This is a genomic window from Methanoculleus chikugoensis, assembly GCF_900095385.1.
Lineage (GTDB): Archaea > Halobacteriota > Methanomicrobia > Methanomicrobiales > Methanoculleaceae > Methanoculleus > Methanoculleus chikugoensis_A.
Genome location: NZ_FMID01000035.1, coordinates 45,149 through 63,156 on the forward strand (window position 1 = coordinate 45,149; position 18,008 = coordinate 63,156).

At 64.3% G+C, this 18,008-nt stretch carries 19 protein-coding genes; 11 read left to right on the plus strand and 8 right to left on the minus strand.

Translation table 11 applies throughout. The features are described from left to right. Positions 1-74: 74 nt before the first annotated feature. A complete protein-coding gene (locus L21_RS07345) occupies positions 75-1,334 on the plus strand; it encodes an ABC transporter substrate-binding protein (RefSeq protein ID WP_074369831.1) in 1,260 nt (419 codons plus the stop codon). A gap of 380 nt (positions 1,335-1,714) precedes the next feature. Here the strand turns inward: L21_RS07345 and L21_RS07350 are convergent, their stop codons facing one another. Together L21_RS07350 and rnhB are read right to left on the minus strand one after the other, a co-directional pair. After that, entirely contained in the window at positions 1,715-3,046 is a 1,332-nt protein-coding gene (locus L21_RS07350; RefSeq protein WP_074369832.1) for a site-2 protease family protein, read from the minus strand. Positions 3,047-3,083: 37 nt separating this feature from the next. After that, on the minus strand, positions 3,084-3,713 hold the full coding sequence (gene rnhB, locus L21_RS07355) for a ribonuclease HII (protein ID WP_074369833.1): 630 nt from the start codon (positions 3,711-3,713) through the stop codon (positions 3,084-3,086). 53 nt (positions 3,714-3,766) lie between these two features. On the opposite strand from rnhB, the gene L21_RS07360 reads away from it, so the two are divergent. Next, entirely contained in the window at positions 3,767-4,432 is a 666-nt protein-coding gene (locus L21_RS07360; RefSeq protein WP_074369834.1) for a potassium channel family protein, read from the plus strand. Here L21_RS07360 and L21_RS07365 read toward each other — a convergent pair. Together L21_RS07365 and L21_RS07370 are read right to left on the minus strand one after the other, a co-directional pair. Next, positions 4,424-5,620, minus strand: a complete 1,197-nt coding sequence (locus tag L21_RS07365) for an NAD(P)/FAD-dependent oxidoreductase (RefSeq protein ID WP_074369835.1) — start codon at positions 5,618-5,620, stop codon at positions 4,424-4,426. The two genes, L21_RS07360 and L21_RS07365, sit on opposite strands and share 9 nt — an antisense overlap. Continuing rightward, a complete protein-coding gene (locus L21_RS07370; RefSeq protein ID WP_048104707.1) occupies positions 5,610-5,786 on the minus strand; it encodes a 4Fe-4S binding protein in 177 nt (58 codons plus the stop codon). The genes L21_RS07365 and L21_RS07370 overlap by 11 nt, the downstream gene beginning before the upstream one ends. A gap of 190 nt (positions 5,787-5,976) precedes the next feature. Here L21_RS07370 and cbiT point away from each other — a divergent pair, with 190 nt between their 5' ends. The 8 genes from cbiT to L21_RS07410 are packed head-to-tail and all read left to right on the plus strand — an operon-like array spanning position 5,977 to position 11,647. Continuing rightward, positions 5,977-6,507, plus strand: coding sequence for a precorrin-6Y C5,15-methyltransferase (decarboxylating) subunit CbiT (cbiT, locus tag L21_RS07375; RefSeq protein WP_074369836.1), 531 nt, complete (start codon positions 5,977-5,979; stop codon positions 6,505-6,507). Next, positions 6,498-7,115: a cobalt-factor II C(20)-methyltransferase gene (locus L21_RS07380; protein WP_074369837.1), complete on the plus strand. Its 618-nt coding sequence runs from the start codon at positions 6,498-6,500 to the stop codon at positions 7,113-7,115. Before cbiT ends, L21_RS07380 begins: the two co-directional genes overlap by 10 nt. Then, the gene (locus L21_RS07385; protein WP_074369838.1) at positions 7,108-7,824 is read left to right on the plus strand and encodes a cobalt-precorrin-4/precorrin-4 C(11)-methyltransferase; all 717 of its coding nucleotides are present in this window, start codon (positions 7,108-7,110) and stop codon (positions 7,822-7,824) included. Before L21_RS07380 ends, L21_RS07385 begins: the two co-directional genes overlap by 8 nt. Then, positions 7,821-8,693: a cobalt-precorrin 5A hydrolase gene (gene cbiG, locus L21_RS07390; protein WP_074369839.1), complete on the plus strand. Its 873-nt coding sequence runs from the start codon at positions 7,821-7,823 to the stop codon at positions 8,691-8,693. The genes L21_RS07385 and cbiG overlap by 4 nt, the downstream gene beginning before the upstream one ends. Then, positions 8,662-9,456 carry a precorrin-3B C(17)-methyltransferase gene (gene cobJ, locus L21_RS07395; RefSeq protein ID WP_074369840.1) on the plus strand — a complete coding sequence of 265 codons (795 nt, stop codon included), beginning with the start codon at positions 8,662-8,664 and terminating at the stop codon, positions 9,454-9,456. Before cbiG ends, cobJ begins: the two co-directional genes overlap by 32 nt. Continuing rightward, the gene (locus L21_RS07400) at positions 9,404-10,084 is read left to right on the plus strand and encodes a precorrin-8X methylmutase (protein WP_083608859.1); all 681 of its coding nucleotides are present in this window, start codon (positions 9,404-9,406) and stop codon (positions 10,082-10,084) included. The genes cobJ and L21_RS07400 overlap by 53 nt, the downstream gene beginning before the upstream one ends. After that, positions 10,065-11,078 (plus strand): cobalt-precorrin-5B (C(1))-methyltransferase, encoded by a 1,014-nt coding sequence (locus L21_RS07405; protein WP_074369853.1) that lies wholly within the window; start codon positions 10,065-10,067, stop codon positions 11,076-11,078. Before L21_RS07400 ends, L21_RS07405 begins: the two co-directional genes overlap by 20 nt. After that, positions 11,075-11,647: a cobalt-precorrin-7 (C(5))-methyltransferase gene (locus L21_RS07410; protein WP_074369842.1), complete on the plus strand. Its 573-nt coding sequence runs from the start codon at positions 11,075-11,077 to the stop codon at positions 11,645-11,647. The genes L21_RS07405 and L21_RS07410 overlap by 4 nt, the downstream gene beginning before the upstream one ends. Here L21_RS07410 and L21_RS07415 read toward each other — a convergent pair. From L21_RS07415 to L21_RS07425, 3 genes are read right to left on the minus strand one after another with little or no spacing between them, the layout of a single operon-like run. Then, positions 11,644-11,964, minus strand: coding sequence for an IS5/IS1182 family transposase (locus tag L21_RS07415; protein WP_074369843.1), 321 nt, complete (start codon positions 11,962-11,964; stop codon positions 11,644-11,646). The two genes, L21_RS07410 and L21_RS07415, sit on opposite strands and share 4 nt — an antisense overlap. A 57-nt stretch (positions 11,965-12,021) precedes the next feature. Beyond that, positions 12,022-12,999, minus strand: coding sequence for a DNA adenine methylase (locus L21_RS07420; protein ID WP_256712673.1), 978 nt, complete (start codon positions 12,997-12,999; stop codon positions 12,022-12,024). A 38-nt stretch (positions 13,000-13,037) separates the two neighbouring features. Further along, the gene (locus L21_RS07425; protein WP_074369844.1) at positions 13,038-14,030 is read right to left on the minus strand and encodes a DNA-methyltransferase; all 993 of its coding nucleotides are present in this window, start codon (positions 14,028-14,030) and stop codon (positions 13,038-13,040) included. A gap of 163 nt (positions 14,031-14,193) precedes the next feature. Here L21_RS07425 and L21_RS07430 point away from each other — a divergent pair, with 163 nt between their 5' ends. After that, entirely contained in the window at positions 14,194-16,908 is a 2,715-nt protein-coding gene (locus L21_RS07430; protein WP_143727237.1) for a PAS domain S-box protein, read from the plus strand. 172 nt (positions 16,909-17,080) lie between these two features. Here L21_RS07430 and L21_RS07435 read toward each other — a convergent pair whose 3' ends face one another. Continuing rightward, positions 17,081-17,923, minus strand: coding sequence for a cache domain-containing protein (locus L21_RS07435; RefSeq protein WP_074369846.1), 843 nt, complete (start codon positions 17,921-17,923; stop codon positions 17,081-17,083). Positions 17,924-18,008 lie beyond the last annotated feature (85 nt).

The window sequence follows — 18,008 nt, forward strand, 5'->3', positions numbered from 1 at the left end:
TTTTTTGCTTTAATCTATCGTGCTTCCCCGGTTCAAAACGAAATGGTTATTCTTCATCTCATAAAGTAAATCCTATGCGAAACGTTTCAGCAGCATTCGTACTTCTTCTCCTTGCAGCGGCAGTCCTTGCCTGCGGGTGTATGGGGCCGGATACGCCCCCCGCAGGGCCGGAGGCCGTTCAGGATATCGTCGTCGGCGCCCTCCTGCCGCGTTCCGGCGAGTACGCCGGGGGCGGGGAGGCGAGCCGGGTCGCCCTCGAGGTGGCTGCCGCGGATATCAACGACTACTTTGCCTCGATCGACTCGGACCAGCGTGTCGGGATCATCATCGAGGACACAAAGGCCGATCCCGCCATAGCGCTCGCGAAACTCCAGGCGCTTGAAGAGCAGGACGTCCGGATCGTCATCGGGCCCGGCACCAGCGCCGAGCTTGAGGCGGTCAGGACGTATGCAGACGAGCACGGGATCATCCTGATCAGCACCATGAGCACGGCGCCGTCGCTTGCGATCGCGGGCGACAACGTCTACCGGTTCGTGCCGCCGGATACCTACCAGGCCGACGTCATGGCATACTACCTGAGAAAGCAGGGGGTTACGGCAATCGTACCGGTCTGGCGCGGTGACGTCTGGGGCGACGAACTGGAGAAGCTGACGGCTGCGGCGTTTGCAAGGAGAGGGGGCAACGTCCTCGACGGCGTCCGGTACACACCGGGTCAGGAGTACGGCGCGATAGCGGCGGATCTCGATGCCCGGGTGGCCCGGGCGATCGCGGCGCCCGGGAGAGAGAAGGTCGCCGTCTACCTGGTCAGCCTCGACGAGGCGGACAGGATCATGGAGGCGGCTATAGCGACAGAGAACCTGCCGAAGGTCCGGTGGTACGGGTGCGACGGCAGCGTCCTCCTCGATTCGCTCGCGACAGGCGAGCCCGCCCGCTTTGCGGAGCAGACGAAGTTCACCTGCCCGGCGCTCTGGAACCAGGAGAGTGTCGCGTCGAACACGGCCACCATCCAGAAGATGCGGGAACTCCTCGGGCGGCATCCCGACGGTTACGGCCTCGCGACCTATGATGCGCTCTGGATCGTCGCCATGGCGCGGACAGAGACCGATACTGCGGACGTCGCCATGCTGAAGACCGCACTTGAGAGAACCGCAGAGGAGTCCGGAGGACCCCTCTTCGGGCCGGCGCACCTGAACAGTGCCGGCGACCTGTCGAGCGCGCACTACACCTTCTGGACGGTGAGTGCCGACGGCATCGCCTACCGGTGGGTGCCGGTCGTCCAGTACGGCGTCGCGTCGGCAGGCGCCACCCCGGAACTCGAGTGGGTCGGCGCCTGAGTGCCGATACCACCCCTGATTTTTTTTCTTTGATGCAACGATCCCGTCTTCAGTTTCTGCCGAACAGGATGCTGCCGAGCGATATGGCAACGTAAATGAGCGCAATGCTCATGAGAAAATTGAATCCGCCTATTAATGGCGATGGGTCTGCAACACCGGTAGTATGGATCGCTATGGCATCGGTAGCGTGGGTGACGATGGCCTGCAGGTATCGGTTGTGTCGGCGGTTTGAAGAACCTCATCGGCCGGCATCAAAGTATGTTGAAGCCCGCGGTGCGCCGGGATTGGGGATCATAGCATCGCCTGATGGCGATCTTCGCTCTTGAAATACTTAATGGCCTCTCCTGCGCTGCCCTGACGGGTAGGGGGCAAAAAAAGGGTTACCCCATCGTCATCACGAACCGCAACGCCGCGACGATCATCGGCATCGTGATGAGGAGGATCAGCATCACCGTCACGAACCCGCTGATCGAGGCGATGACCCGCTGCGCGTATTGAGACCAGCCCCGCCGCTCGAAGAACCGTTCCACGCCTTCCTTCATCATGTAGCCGCCGTCGAGCGGGACGATCGGTATGGCGTTGAACATCCCGACCAGCAGGTTGAACCACCCCGTCCAGAAGAGGAGGTGAACCGTGCCCCAGAAGAGAGGGAACGGCTCCTCCCAGGCGATCTGCTCGGGGGTGTCGGTGAGCAGGATCGCGAGCTGCTGGGAGTTGCTCTGGATGAAGGCGTCGATCGGGGCTATCGTCAGGTAGAGGGGCGCGAGAAGCCCGAGATCCGCGATATTCCCGATATGCTCCTTCACCGCGGGAGCATTGTAGTAGTAGACCCCCATGAACCCGGAGTCCCGGTCGCCGTCGAGCGCTTCCGGCCATTCATCCAGGGTAAGGGTGTAGGTGCTCTCAACCCCGTCCTTTGCGGCCGTCAGCGTGACCGTCTCCCCCGGGCGCGTCCCGTCCATGATCGCCGCCACCTCTTCCTGGCCTGCCACGGGAACCCCGTTTATGCTCGTGATGACCGAGTAGCCGGGAAGCCCCGCGTCGGCCGCGGGGTAGTCCTGGTAGACCCCCTGGACGAGCGGAACCGCAAGAGGCGTCGCCATCCCCACGAGGAGGAACATCGCCGCAAAGCACGCGAGCCCGAAGACGATGTTGTTCGTGATCCCGGCGCCGAACATCCGGATCTTCGGCATCCCCTTCGCCGCTTCCACATCCTCCTCTTCGGGCTCGACGAACGCCCCTATCGGGACGACGGCGATGAGGAGACCCATGCTCTTCACTCGCATATCCTCGACCCGGGCGAGGATGGCGTGGCCGAACTCGTGGATGACGATCGTGAGGAGGAGGCCGAGGACGACGGCCGCGGTGATCGGGATCGCCTGGTTGACGCCCGGTATCGCGAGGAGGTTTCTCGGGTCGTAGATCCCGGTCGGCTCCGGGGTGTGCACCAGATACTGGGGAACGGCGACGAGCAGGGCGAGGGTCATGAAGGCCGAGACCACGACGACCAGCAGGACCCCGAGCGTCGCGTAGGCCCGGAGCGGGCGCCGGAACTTCCGGAACCAGTCGAAGAAGCCGACCCGCTCGGTCTTGATGGCAAGGATCGGGCCAAAGAACATGACGTGATCCTTGAACAGTCCTCGTTCACGGATGTAGTAGGCTATCAGGAGGTATGCCGCGACGAGGAGAAGGAGTATCTGGAGCCAGTTCATCACTCACGGTTAGGGCGCGTGAGGCATAAAATCTTGGTCAGGCAAAATCCTGCATCGTTGTCTGACAGAGGTTCGTGACCGTCTTCCAGCTCCGGCGGGCGCAGGGCGGTGGGCTCCCGTGATCCCGGATGTAGCCCCGGAGGAACTCGATGGTCACGGTGTCGGAGGGGTAACCGCTCCCGATCGTTCCGTACTGCTGCTCGAGTTCCCGGATCGCCCGGTCACGGGTGACTTTCGCGACGACGCTCGCAGCGCCGACGATCTTGTGCCGGGCGTCGGCGCGGTGTTCGGCGACGATCCTGCAGGGGAAGTCGAGAAGCCCCGCGACCGTCTGCCCGTAGCGTTCCGCGTTCACGTCGCAGGCGTCCACGTAGGCGTACTCCGGCTGGAGCCCCCTGATCGCCTCGGCGTGAAGTTCGGCGACGCAGGTGTTCATGCTCATCCTGCTCCGGGCATCGTCGATTCCGGAGGCGTCGATGGTGACGATCGCTATCGAAAAATCGCGGAAGAGAATCTCGTAGAGCGCCTCGCGCTGTCTCGGCCGGAGCACCTTCGAGTCGCGGATGGGAAGATCCGCAAGATCCTCGATCTCGCGGCACCCGACGGCGGCGACGACCATCGGGCCGAGAACCGAGCCTTTCCCCGCTTCGTCCACCCCGCAGATCACATAAGGTGGTTTATTCGCAAGGTATTTCAATGCTGGCGGTTGAATCCAGATGGATGTACACCATCATCGTCGGCCTTGGCGGAATCGGCCGGAATCTGACTGCGATCGCCGTGAACGCCGGCGACTCCGTGGTGGTGATCGACCAGGACGAGGAACGTGCGAGCGATATCCTGGAGCACTACGACGTTCTCGCCATCACCGGGAACGCGACCGACAAATCGGTGCTCGAGGACGCGGGGATCGACCGGGCCGATGCCCTGGTCGCCACGACGAGTGACGATGCGGTGAACCTGATGACCTGCTGGCTCGCGAAACGTTACGACGTCGGCAACGTCGTCTCGATCGTCAACCAGAAAGAGCACTCCGATCTCTTCAACGAGGTCGGCGTCCGGATCAGCGAGAATCCCGACGAGCTGGTGGCGACCCGTCTCTATTACTGGACGAAGAGCCCGAACCTCCAGCAGGTCGCCTCGATCCCCGGCGGCACCATCTTCGAGATCGTCGCCGACGAGGGTGCACCGATCGTCGATCACGAGATCCGCGAACTCGAGGTCCGGGATTTTGTCTTCATCGCCATCCGGCGTGCGGGAGGCGACCTGATCATCCCTAGCGGCACCGTCCGTATTCGGCCGGGCGACGTCATCACGGTCTTCACGAAAAAAGAAGCGGAAGCGGAGACCTTAAAGACCCTCAACAAGCAGCTGATACGCTCAGGATAGCGCATCTTTCAGTGCTTTGAGTTCGAGGAGCAGTTTCGGGTTCCGCGTGATCAGTTCCATGATGAGAGCCCGGACCGAGAACTCTTTGAGGCTGATATTGGCGATCGATTCCGCGAGGGTGTTGAGTTTTGCATCGTCGAGGGTGACGAAGTACTCCTTGACCTTGTAGTTCCGCTCGATGCCTGCGCCCATCTTTGATGCCCGCCACTCCGCATCGTAAGGCATCAGCGCCTCCTTCGAGCAGTTGCCCGCTTCGATGCATCTTGAGGCAACCTGGGCGGCGAGCCGTCCGGTATACATGGCGTTCCCTATCCCGCCGCCGGTGATGGGATCGACGACCCTCGCCGCGTCCCCGGCGACCATGAGCCCATCGGCGACCGTGCAGGCGAGCGGCCGGCAGACCGGGACACCGCCCGCGATCGCCTCGATCGTCTTCCCCTCGGGGAAGTTCTTTGCGACAAACCGATCCAGATAGTCCTTTGCCCGGGACCCGTCCCGGCTCTTGCGGCCGGAGATGCCGATCCCGACGTTTGCCGTCCGGTCGCCCTTCGGGAAGACCCAGAGGTAGCCTTCGGGCGCAATATCGTTGCCCAGGTAGAAATCCGTCGAGCCTGCGTCGATATCGATATCGGTCATCAGGTACTGGGCGCAGCTCATCATCTCCCGGAGGGGGACGACGGTATCGAGCCCGGCCCGGCGGGCGAACTGCGCTTCCGTGCCGTCGGCGGCGATGACCACCTCGGCCCGGATATCGGCGGGCGTGCCTGCCGAGAGCACCTTCGCGCCCCTGACCGCCCCGTTCTCCATGATCGGCTCGGTCGCACGGGTCTTGACGATCACGTCCGCCCCGGCCTCGGCCGCCTGCCAGACGAGTTCCCGGTCGAAGACCTTCCTGTCGAGGACGTAGCCAACCTCGTTTCCCGCCTTATCCTGTTCGAGGCTGATGGTGGTGCCGTTCGGCGCAATGAGTCGTGCCCGCTCGATATCGGCGGATATCCAGCGCGGGTCGGGCTTGACGAACTCTTTTAAGAGTTCTTTGCCGATTCCCTCCGCGCACCGGACGGGCGTGCCGATGGCGGAGCGCTTTTCGATGATGCAGACCGAGTTTCCGGCTTCTGCTGCCGTCTTTGCTGCAAGGGCGCCGGCGGGCCCGCCCCCGATGACGAGGATATCGTAGTTATTCTTCATGGACGACCTCCAGTGCTCCGAGCGGGCACGCCCGTGCGCAGATACCGCAGGCGATGCACTCCCGCTCAAGGCTGAGGTACGCGTCGATCAGCTCGAGCGCATCCTCGGGACAGACTGCGACGCAGGTGCCGCAGTATCCACACTTGTCTCGGTTTATCCTGAGCATTGTACTCATATTGTCGTCTGTCCCGCAAAAACCTTTATGCTCCTCGTACAAGTTGCAGTACCTGAATCTCTGCTCCTGATGCCGGATCGGCGCCCCGTCGTCCCGGCCTGCCCCGGGCCCGGGCGGTGCGACGGCCCACTGCTCCATTAAATAGGAGTTAGCACAAATTTATCTGGTTAATGGGGATGCTATGGAACTGAAGGGTGGGCCGACACAGGACGAGGTCATGGCCGTCTCGCTCGCAAAACTCGGCATCCTCCCGGGCGACCGGGTGGCCGATATCGGGTGCGGGACGGGAAAGATCGCCGTCGCTCTATCGGAGACGGCGGAGCGGGTCTACGCGATCGACCGCCGATCGGAGGCGGTCGCGTATGCCCGGGAGGCGGCGACTCGCGCCGGCAGAGGTAACATCGAGTTCTTCGAGGGCGACGCGGTGGACGTGCTTGCCGACATCGGCCGTCTCGACGCCGCCTTCGTCGGGGGGTCCCGCCGCCTGCCGGAGGTTCTCGATCTCCTCGCCGATCAGGTTCGGGGGAGGATTGTCGTGAATGCGGTGATGGTCGGGACGCTTCAATCGGCGATAGCAAGCATGCAGCGCCTCGGGATCTTCGTCGAGGCCGTCCACCTCCAGGTCTCGCGGTCGGCCGGGATCGCCGGCGGAGTGATGTTCAAACCGATCAATCCCGTCTACATCGTCGTCGGAGGTGCCGGATGCTCGTAGGCGTGGGGCTCGGCCCCGGCGACCCGGAACTCCTGACGCTCCGGGCGGTCAGGCTTCTAGGCGAATCCGCAGCGGTCTTTGTCCCCGGAAACCTTGCCTACGACCTGGTAAAACCCTACCGGCCCGATGCCGTCGTCCTCAACTTCCCGATGACAAACGACGAGGACTACATCCGAACGTGCATGGAAGAGAACGCCGACCGGATTGCGCCGCACGCAGAGGACGGTCTTACCGTATTCGGGATCATCGGCGACCCGAACTTCTACTCGACCTTTTCACGGCTCTGCGAGGTGATTGCAACGCGATATCCCGAGATCACGTTCGCAACCGAGCCCGGGATCAGCTCCATCACCGCGTTTGCGTCGGTCGCAAACGTCCCGGTGGCCGGCGGGTTTCTTGTCTCTGACGGGAACGGGCCGGAGTCGCGGATCTTCATGAAAGTCAGGAAGCCGGCGGCGCTTGCGGCCTCCCTCTCGGAAGAGGGCTACTCGGAGTTCGTCCTCGTCGAGCGGATGTTCATGCCGGAGCAGCGGGTCTACCGGGGGGGCGAACTCCCCGAGAAGAGCGACTACTTCTCGATCCTTTTTGCGAGGCGGCCGCATGCATAAGGTCTACATCGTCGGCGCGGGGCCGGGGGCGCCCGATCTCATCACCGTCCGGGGGATGGAACTCCTCCGGCGGGCGGACGTCCTCATCTACGCGGGTTCGCTCGTGAACCCGGCGCTTGTTGCGGAGTCGGGCGCGGGGGTGAAACTCGACAGCTGGGGGATGACGCTTGCCGAGATCGTGGACGCCGTCGAGGAGCACGTCCGGGCCGGAAAACTCGTCGTCCGGCTCCACTCCGGCGACCCGGCGCTTTACGGCGCGATCGTCGAGCAGATGGCGGAACTCGAGCGGCGCGGGATCGAGGCCGAGGTCGTCCCGGGAGTCTCGTCGCTCTTCGCGGCCGCTGCAGCCTTAAAGACCCAGTTCACCCTCCGCGACGTCTCCGAGAGCCTGGTCGTCACCCGCCCGGCGGGGGCGACGCTTGAGACCGACCTGATCCCCGAGTTCTCCCGGCTCGGGCAGACGATGGTGGTCTTCCTCGGCACCGAGCGGATGGAGGAGATCCTCGCCCGGGTGGAGTCTCCGCCCGATACTCCGGCGGCGGTCGTCTACCACGCTTCCTGGCCCGACCAGAAGGTCGTCCGGGGCACGGTGGCCGACATCGCGGCAAAGGCCCGGGCGGCCGGGATCGAGCGGACGGCGCTGATCGTCATCGGGAAGGCCGTCGAGGGGGCAACGTCCGGGTTCGGGAGGTCGGTCCTCTACTCATGACCGGGACTGTCGTGATCGCGCTCGAGCGGTTCCTCCCCGACGCCCGCCGGATCGCGGATGCTCTCGGTGCCGACGTCCTGCTCTACGGGCCGGATGCCTTCCGGGCGGCGTTTGCCGGCTACGGCCGGATCGTCGCCGTGATGTCGGCCGGGATCGCCGTCCGGGGGATCGCGCCCCTCCTCACCGACAAGTGGCGCGACCCGGCGGTGGTGGTGGTCGGGCCGGACCTGCGGTATGCCGTCCCGGTCATCGGCGGGCACCATGGCGGGAACGACCTTGCCCGGGAACTTGCCGCCCTCGGGATCACACCGGTGATCACGACCGCGACCGAGACCCGGGGTCGGGAGTCGGTCGAGGGGATCGCCGCCCGCACAGGCTGCGATGTCGTGAACCGCGACTCTACCCGGGCGGTGAACGCCGCGATGCTTGACGCCGACGTGCCCCTCTACGCCGTCACCGGCCCCGGGCTCGTCGTCGCGGGCCCGGCCGTCTCCCTCCTCGTCCGGAAGGGCGAGTACGTCGTCGGCGTCGGGTGCCGGAAGGGCATCGGCGCGGCCGAGGTGACGGCTGCCGTCCGGCAGGCGCTCGGAGTTGCGGGGATCGCGCCCGTTGAGGTGCTCGTCTACGCGACGACCGCAAAGAAGCGCAGCGAGACGGGGCTCATCGATGCCGTCGCGGAACTCGGCGGCAATCTTGTCTTCTTAGATGACGGGACGTTGAACGGGGAGGAGGCACCGTCGCCCTCGCGTGCCTCCCTCATAGGGCTCGCCGGGGTCGCGGAACCTGCGGCTCTCGCGATCTCGAAGCGAAAAGAACTGGTTCTTGTCAAACAGACGTATGGTGGTGTCACGGTTGCAATCGCGCGATAACGGAGGAAGACTCTACATCGTCGGCACCGGCCCCGGCGACCTGCTGCAGATGACGCCCCGAGCCTTAAAGGCCCTCGGCGAGGCAGACTGCGTCATCGGCAACGGGTTCTACCTTGACCTCGTCGAGCCGATGCTCGCCGGAAAAGAGGTCGTCCGGAGCAGCATGGGCAAGGAGGTCGACCGGGCTTCACGCGCGCTCGACCTCGCACGCGACCGGGTCGTCGCGATGGTGAGCGGCGGGGACGCCGGGGTCTACGGGATGGCGAGCATCGTGCTCGAGGTAGCCGAACGGTCGGGCTCGACGGTCGCAGTCGAGGTCGTCCCCGGGATCACGGCCGCGGTCTCGGCGGCGGCACGGCTCGGTTCGCCGCTCTCGGGCGATTACGTCACGATGAGTCTCTCGGATCTCCTGACCCCCTGGGAGGAGATCGAGCGGAGGCTCGACCTCGCGTTCCGGATGCAGGTGCCGGTCGTCCTCTACAACCCCCGTTCAAGAGGAAGGCCGCACAACCTTGATGCGGCGGTCGCGATCGCCCGGCGCCACCTCCCGGAGGCGACGCCGGTCGGGGTGATCAAAAACGCCTACCGGAAGGGAGAGGAACGGTTGATCACGACGCTCGGGGAGTTTGACGACCACTTCGCCTTCGTGGACATGCATTCGATCGTTTTTATCGGCGGAGAAGAGACAAGGATCTGGAGGGATGAGCATGGTGCGAGAGGAATCATCACGCCCCGGGGATATCACCGGAAGTACGTATACTGACCTTGCGGCGGTCACGCCGGAGGCCTACGCGATAGCGAGCGCGAGCCGGAACCTGGCCCGGGAACGGGTGGGGAACGTCACCCTCGAAGACCGGATACGGCAGAGGTGCTCGGTCGCGGTCGGCGACTTTGCGATGGCCGATCTCATGCGCTTTGCCGGCGATCCGGTCGAGGCCGGGGTTGCCGCGCTTGCCCGCCGGGCACCGATTGTCGTCGATATCCGGATGGTGCAGGCGGGCATCCTGAAGCGCGGGCACGCAAGCGAGATCGTCTGCGCCCTCGACTACGGCGAGGATATCGCCCGCGAGCGCGGGATCACCCGGACGTCGGCGGGTTTCCTCGCCCTGCGCGACCGGCTGGAAGGGGCGATCGTGGTGATCGGGAACGCTCCTTCAGCGCTTCTCGTCGTCTGCGAGATGATCCGGGAAGGAGTCCGGCCGGCGCTGGTCGTCGGGACCCCGGTGGGGTTCGTGAACGCCGCGGAGTCGAAGGAGGAGCTGCGCACCCTTGACGTGCCGTCGGTCTCGAACGCCGGTACCCGGGGCGGGACGCCGGTCGCGGTGGCGGCGATAAACGAGATCATCACGATTCATGCCGAGCGTGGAGGTCATGCGGGACCCGGTTACTGACTTCGAATACCCCGCGGCATGGGTGGCGGCCTGCCGCTCCCCGGACCTTCTCGACGACGTCCGGCGGGGCGTTGCGGTCCTGACCGCGTCCGGATCGGTTCTCCGTCGGGGGTTCACGACCGGGACGACGGCAGCCGCGGCCTGCAAGGCTGCAATCCTCTCGCTCGCCTGCGAGACCGTTCGGGAGGTGGACGTCACCCTCCCCTGCGGCATCGCGGTCCGGCTCCCGGTCGACGGCTACCGCGGGCGGGCGTCCTGCCTGAAGGACGCCGGGGACTACACCACCGACGTAACGGGGGGGCTTGAGTTCGTGGCGATGGCGGCCCCCTCCCTCTCGGGCGGAGTCCAGTTCGTCCCCGGCGAGGGCATCGGGAGTTTCTCCCGCGACACACCCCGCCACCGGCAGGGGACGGCCGCGATCAGCGTTCCGGCGCTCGACTGCATCCGGCGCTCCATCGACGAGGGGGTGGAGGAGGCGGATCTCGGCGGGGTCACGGTCATCCTCACCATCCCCCGGGGGGCGGAGGTGGCGCAGAAGACGCTGAATCCCCGGGTGGGGGTGCACGGGGGGATATCCGTCCTCGGGACGACCGGGTTCGTGGAACCCTGGGACGATCACATGACGGAGGGGGTGATCGATCGTATCGCCCGCGCTCCCGGGGCGGTCGTGCTGACGACCGGCAGGCTCGGCCTGCGCTACTCCCGTCTCCTCTTCCCGGACCACGAGGCGATCCTGGTCGGGAACAAACTCGAGGAGGCGCTCGGGGCGCTCAGCGGCGACGCGGTCATCTGCGGGCTGCCCGGCCTGATCTTGAAGTTCATGAACCCCGACGTCCTCGAAGGCACCGGGTGCGCGACGGTGGAGGAACTCTCGACGACCCCGCCCTGGGAGGAGACGGTCCGCCGGGAGTTTGCAGCGTTCCGTGTCCGCTACCCCCGCGTCCGGGTCGTGATCGTCGACCGCGACGGCCGGATCATCGGGGAGTCGCCATGAAGATCGTCGGGGTGGGCTGCGGTCCCGGTATGCTGACCGCGGAGGCGGCAGGCGTCATTGCGGGTGCGTCGCTCGTCTACGGTTCGGTCCGGGCGATCGCGCTTGCCCGTGACGCCATCCTGCCGGGCTCTGAGGTGCACGAGATCGCGGATTACCGGAGCCTCCGCTCCCTCCCGGCACACGCGGTTGTCCTCTCGACGGGGGACCCGATGCTTGCGGGGCTCGGCTACCTCCCGGGCGAGGTCGTCCCCGGGATCTCCTCGCTCCAGGTCGCGTTCGCCCGCCTGAAGGTTCCGCTGGCGCGGGCCGCGGTCGTCTCCGCCCACGGGAAGGATCACGCCCGGGCGATAGCCGAGGCCCGGGAGGAGGTCGCCCGGGGCCGGGTCGTCTTCCTCATCGCCGACCCGGCCTTCGACGTCGGGGCGCTCGCGGCCGCCCTCCCGCCGGAGACCCGGCTTGCCGTCTGCGAGGATCTCGGCTACCCGGAAGAACGGATCGCCGCCGGGACGGCGGCGGAGCCCCCGGCGCCGCGGGGCGAACTCTATGTGGTGGTGGCGGGGGAGTTTTAAGACCGCGGCACCGGAGCCGCGAGATCCACCACGCGGCTCTCCTTCTTCCGGAACTCGTAGCCCGATCGGAGGAGATCGAGGAAGATCGCCTGGTACGCCCCCCGCCTGCAGAGTTCGAGGTGGTAGCGGTGTACCGTCGACTTCGTCCCGTACTTTGCCGGAACATCGCTCCAGGCGCACCCGGTGGTGAGGACGTAGAGAATCCCGTTGAAGAGGTGCCGGGGATCCCGGCGGGGTCTCCCGATATGGGGTTTTTGGGGCGGGAGGTGTCTTTTGACGATCTCCCAGAGGTCACCGTCGATCTCCCGGAACGTCATGAGCGCCGCATATCCCGGCGAGACCTTATAGTTTTGGGGCTGTTCGGGCTCCGGCGATCACGCGAGCGGGTAGTTCATGACGATGATCTCGCGGACCCCTCCCCGTTTCGTCCCGTCGCAGTTGATCGCCCGCCTTGCCGGAACCCGGTCGATGCGGTAGCCGGCGTAGAGGTCGTCGAAGAACCCGTCGTCCGGGTCGACGTTTCTCGGATCGGAGTTGCTCAGCATCAGCCTCGCGCCCTTTGCGTCGCAGCGTGCGTAGAACGTCGCAAGGCGCCTCTGTTCCTCGTCGGAGAACCTGTTCTTCGAGTACTGCGTGAACGACGACGTCCGGTTCAGCGGCCGGTAGGGCGGGTCGAAGTAGACGAAGGTCTCCTCAGCGATGTACGGCTCCGCCTGCGTGAAATCGCCGAGATGGATGGTCGTGTTCCGGAACGCGAGCGAGTCGGCTAAAAGAACCTCTTCGTGCAGGATCTTCGGCGTTTTGTACCTGCCGAACGGGACGTTGAACCCGCCCCGGGAGTTCACCCGGTAGAGGCCGTTGAAGCACGTCCGGTTGAGGAAGATGAACCGTCCTGCCCGTTCGACCCACGCATCGTCGTACCCGGTAAAATCGATCTCTCGCTTCTCGCGGTTGAACGCATCCCTGACAGCGTAGTAGTAATCCCTCCGCCCGGCATCGTCTTTTGCGAGAAACTCGTCCTCGACGTCGCGGAGGTACTCGATGAGAGCGGAGACGTCGTTTTTCACGACGGTGTAGGCGAGGACGAGATCCTCGTTGATGTCGAAGAGGTGGCACTCCCTGAACGCAAATGTGCTGTTGAAGTGAAAGTAGACCGCTCCGCCGCCCATGAACGGCTCGACGAAGACCGGAAGGGTCCCCTCGGCGAGTTCCCGCGGAACTCTCGCGGTGAACGCATCGAGCAGTTGTGCCTTGCCGCCTGCCCACTTGAGGAACGGTCGTGCGGTGGTTGTCGCCATCGGTCTCTTCTCATCGGGATGAATGCTGTAGAAGAGGTTGGCCTCGGAGGGCATTAGCGTTGTCCGTCTCCCGCATCGGTTTCAGCCGCTACTTACCGCCCGTCCGAACGCCCTGATCTTTTCAGCATCTTCTCGATTGCCCACCGGCCCCGGCCGAGTTCTCCTCCCAGGATCTCGACCGCCCTCTTCTTCGTCTCACCGGACTCGATGAGCGCGGCGAACCGGGAGACGAGGATCTCGCGGTCGGCGTCCGTCCAGGGTTTGCCCCGGTTCGCCGGCTCCCCGGCCCGGGGTGTCCGGAGCGTGGGGAGCAGGCTGCCCGGCGGGATATCCCGCAGTTGTGCGATCTTCAGGTCGAAGACCTGCTTTGAGGCCTCGAACCCGGTTGCCCGGCGGTTGAGGCCGACGGCCGCCTTTGCCGTCGTAAATCCGCCGAGAAACATGTCGCAGACGAGATCTCCCTCGTTGCTGCTGTACTGGAGCATCTTTACAAGCAGCTCCGTCGGCAGTTCGTTCTTGTTCTTCGCCTGCCCCGGCTTGTACTCACGGTTGATGCACCAGACGTCTTCGCGGTCGCGGTAGTTCAGCGACCCGTTCTCCGGCCCTTTCTCCCCGGCGCCGTAGCGCGACTCCAGGTTGAACGTCCGTTTGCCGCCCGGTTTCTCGTAGAAGAGGATGTGGTAGTGGGAGGAGACGTACTTTCTGCTTGTGTAGACGCCGAAGTTGTAGCGCCAGATGATATGGTTGACCTCGCGAAGGCGTGTCCCGCGCAGCGCGTCGAGAATGTGGTAGAGGTTCGTGTAGCCCGAGACGATGTAGATCGACCCGCCCGGCCTTAATATCCGTTCGGCTTCCCGGATCCAGCTATTGCTGAACTCCCCGTAATCGGATGCGGGGACCTCGATGTAGCCGTCGACGACGAACGCCTCGTCACGGTTGTAGTGCTGGTGCAACCGGTCGCCGTTGATGCCGTAGGGAGGGTCGGTGACGATCAGGTCGACCAAGTCGTCGGGGATATGCGCTCTTGCCCCCGCGATGCAGTCGCCGTTGTAGAAGACGTTGCCGTTGATCTCCTCAAACCTCATGCTCTCCCCTGCAGGCTGCAACGTATTCACGTTGGACGTGCGAACATAAGATACTCGTTATGGCTCCGTCTCTCTTCCCCCGCTACCGGGAGGTAGCATTAAGACGGTTCACACGAACGAAAAACTGACTATCAGCAATACAGCAGTCCCGGGAGTTTGGATCGTGGCACATTCAGAGGACTCAAAGAGTGCGGTGCGCACCGTAACGCCGGATCGGGGGGTTCACGAACGCATGGCAGCCATCCTGGCCGAGAACGAGGCACTCCGGTGCGAGAATGCCGCTCTAAAGTCCGTAAAGGATGCGCTCCGGGAGAGCGAGGAACGTTACCGGCGCCTCTTCGAGGACGACCTCACCGGGGATGTTGTCGTTGCCCCGGACGGTCGGATACTCTCCTGCAATCCGGCGTTCGCAAGGATATTCGGTTTTGCCTCAAGGGAAGAGGCCCCGGGTACCGATATCCGGGATCTCTTCGAGGATCCCGGTGACCTGGACCGGGTCGTCGCAACCCTCCGGATGGAAGGAAAGATAGAGAACGTAGGCCGGAGACGGAGACGCCGGGACGGAACCCGCATCCATGTCGTGGAGAACGTGGTCGGGCGCTTCGGCCCCGGCGGCGAACTGCTCGAGATCCAGGGCTACATCTACGACGACTCGGAGCGCAAACGGGCGGAGGAGGCCCTCCGGGAGAACATGGAGAGGTACCGCCAGGCGCTCGACAACCCGCTCACCGGCTACGCTTACTGCGAGATCGTCGTCGATGCTGCTGGAAAGCCTGCTGATTACATTTATCTGGAGGTTAACCGGGCGTTTGAGCTCTTTACCGGGCTTAGAAGGGAAAAGGTCGTGAACCGGCGGGTGACTGAAGTTCTCCCCCCGGATGAGGCTGCCGGAATCATTGCAATCTACGGAAACGTTGCACTGACGGGAGCATCTACGGCGTTTCAGTACCCTGTGCCGACTCTTGCGAAATGGTTCGAGGTCACCGCGTTTTCGCATCAACGGGGACGCGTTACAACCTTCTTCACCGACATCACCGAGCGCAAACGGGCGGAGGAGGCTCTCCGGGAGAGCGAGGAGCGTTACCGTCGCCTCTTCGAAGACGATCTCACGGGGGACTTCCTCACCGCCGCGGATGGCCGGATAATCGCCTGCAACCCGGCGTTCGTCAGGATGTTCGGGTTTGATTCCGTAGATGACGCACTGGACACCGATATCCGCGACCTCTATGAAGATCCCCGTGACCGGGACATGCTCCTCGCACGCCTGCAGCGGGACGGGAAAGTTGAGAACGAGGGAAGGGTCCGGAAGCGCCGGGACGGGACACGCATCCATGTCATAGAGAACGTGGTCGGATGCTTCAGCGCGGACGGCGAACTACTCGAGACCCAGGGGTACGCCTACGACGATTCGGAGCGCAAACGGGCAGAAGATGCCCTCCGGGAGAGCATGGAGTGGTACCGGCAGGCGCTCGATAACCCGCTTGTCGCGTATGTTTTCTGCGAGATCATCGCCGATGACACCGGGAAACCCGTCGATGTTGTCTATTTGAAGATTAACAAGGCGTTTGAACAGTTTACAGGGCTTGTTCGGGAGGATGTCCTGAACCGGCGGGCGACTGAGATCTTCGCCCCGGAGGATATCAGCGACCTTATTGCGATCTACGGGAACGTGGCATTGACAGGCGAATCGACGACATTCCAGTACCCACTGCCTTCCCTATCGAGATGGTATGAAGTCACTGCGTTCTCGTCGCAACAGGGACATGTTACAGCATTCTTCACCGACATCACGGGGCGCAAACTGGCTGAGGAAGCTCTCCAGGAGAGCGAAGAGCGGTTCCGGGCGGTCCTTGAGAACTCGCTCGACGCGGCCTACCGCCGCAACCTTCAGGCCGACCGCTACGATTACATGAGCCCGGCGATCGAGGAGATCCTTGGGTTCACCCCGGAAGAGATGAGCGCGATGAACCTCGAAGAGATCATAGGGCGCATCCATCCCGATGACCGCCCGGCAGTCGAGGCGGAACTGGACGCCGCTGTTGCCTCAGGGAGATGCCTCCTCGTATACCGGTTTCTGGCGAAAAACGGGGAGTATCGCTGGCTTGAAGACCACCTCATGGTGATCCGTGATCCCGGCGGCCGGCCGCTCTACCGGGGCGGCATCGTCCGCGACGTCACCGGGCGAAAGGAGGCCGAGGCGGAGCTCGTCCGGGTACACCGGGAGGCGAACCTCTACCTCGATATCCTGACCCACGATATCGGGAACACGGAGAACGTCTCGAACCTCTATGCCGACCTGCTCGTCGACTCCGTGGAGGGCGAAGCGGCCGGATACGCGGCGAACCTGAAGGGGAGCATAACAAAGAGCATCGCGATCCTCGGCATCGTCTCCAAGATCCGGCGGATTCACGCCGGACCGCCCGAGCTCCGGTCGGTCGACCTCGATGCGGTTATTCGAACCGAGATAGACCACTTCCCGGCCGTCCCCATCAGTTACGAGGGTGCATCGTGCAAGGTCGTTGCCGACGATCTCCTCTGCGAGGTCTTCACGAACCTGATCGGCAACGCCGTCAAGCACGGCGGCCCCGGCGTCGCCGTAACCGTCCGGGTCGAAGAGCAGAACGGCGAGGTGCTGGTGACGGTCGCGGATACCGGCCGGGGCGTCCCGGACAATCAGAAAGAGGAGATATTTCACCGCTACGAAAGAAAGCAACGGGGCGTGGGCGAGGGACTCGGGCTCTACCTCGTGCAGATCCTCATCGACCGATACGGTGGGAGGATCTGGGTCGAAGACCGGGTGCCGGGGCATCCGGAAGAGGGAGCGGCATTCTCCTTCCTGCTCCGGGAGACAGATGCCGTCCATCCTTCCGGCCGTTGAGCGTTCACGTCTTCGTCTCGTTCTCCGTTTCGGCGGCGGCGGTGGGGGCAGGGGATACGTTACAGGTTTGCGTAGGGGGAAGTCATGCGTGCGCGGGAGAATCAGGCGGGGTCCTGCCCGGAGCCGCACGATCTCTCGGACACAAGATGAGATGAGCCGGTCGATGCCCGTATTACCCGGTTTCCCGGATCACCGCCGCTCTCCACTCTACCCCGTGGAGCCCGGCCGTCGCCCAGGCAATCTCCTTCTGCACCGCCTCGCCGCCGTCGGCGGCAAACCCGTAGGTCGCGGTGCCGTAACGCTCGCCGGCGACCCGGCGGGCCACGTCAAGCAGGTCCGGGTAATCGGCGAAGAGCGGGTCATCAAACGTCATCCTCCCGATCTGGGCCGGGTCGGTGTCGTAGATCACCCTCCCGTCCGTCTGGATGACCATCACCTGGTACGGGGTGCCGTTCACCGCCGGTTCGGCGATGCCTGCAACCAGGGCCTCCGGCCGGAAGACGACGGAGGCGAACCCGGCAAAAAGCCCTTCGTTCGTGAAGATGGGTGCCACGATGACCGTCGCCGGAATGTTTTCCGCGACCGTGATCACCTCGCTCATGATCGGCCGCTTCGTCGCGAGGACGTGCCGGACATGGGCCTGGCCACCGATCTCCGCACCCTCGATATCGCGGTACGCCGTCGGTTCGGCGGCGAGAATCGTGCCTCCTGCGTCGCTGACCGTGCAGTCGACGATTGACGGGTCGGTGGCGGAGAGGTTCGCAAGGATCCCGTGAGCGTCGGCGTCGGAGAGATCGGTCTTTCCGAGTTCGAACGCGGCATGCGCCAGGCGGTTGTCCAGGGCCTCGAGCGCCGCTGTGATGTCGGACTGCAGGTGGATGAGGAGCGTCGCAGCATCCTCCTCGGCCACGGAGGCAGGCGGCGGCGCCGGCTGGTTCAGCGCAGCAAAACCGGTGCCGACGGCGACCAGGGCCGCCAGAGCGGCAACGATCCACGGGTATGATTGAGAATTCATCAAAACCACTCGGTACAGAAAAAAGGATCGTGGAATATTTAACTTTCGGGGGTGAAGGGGGCGGAGCGGGCAGTCCCCGGTCTTC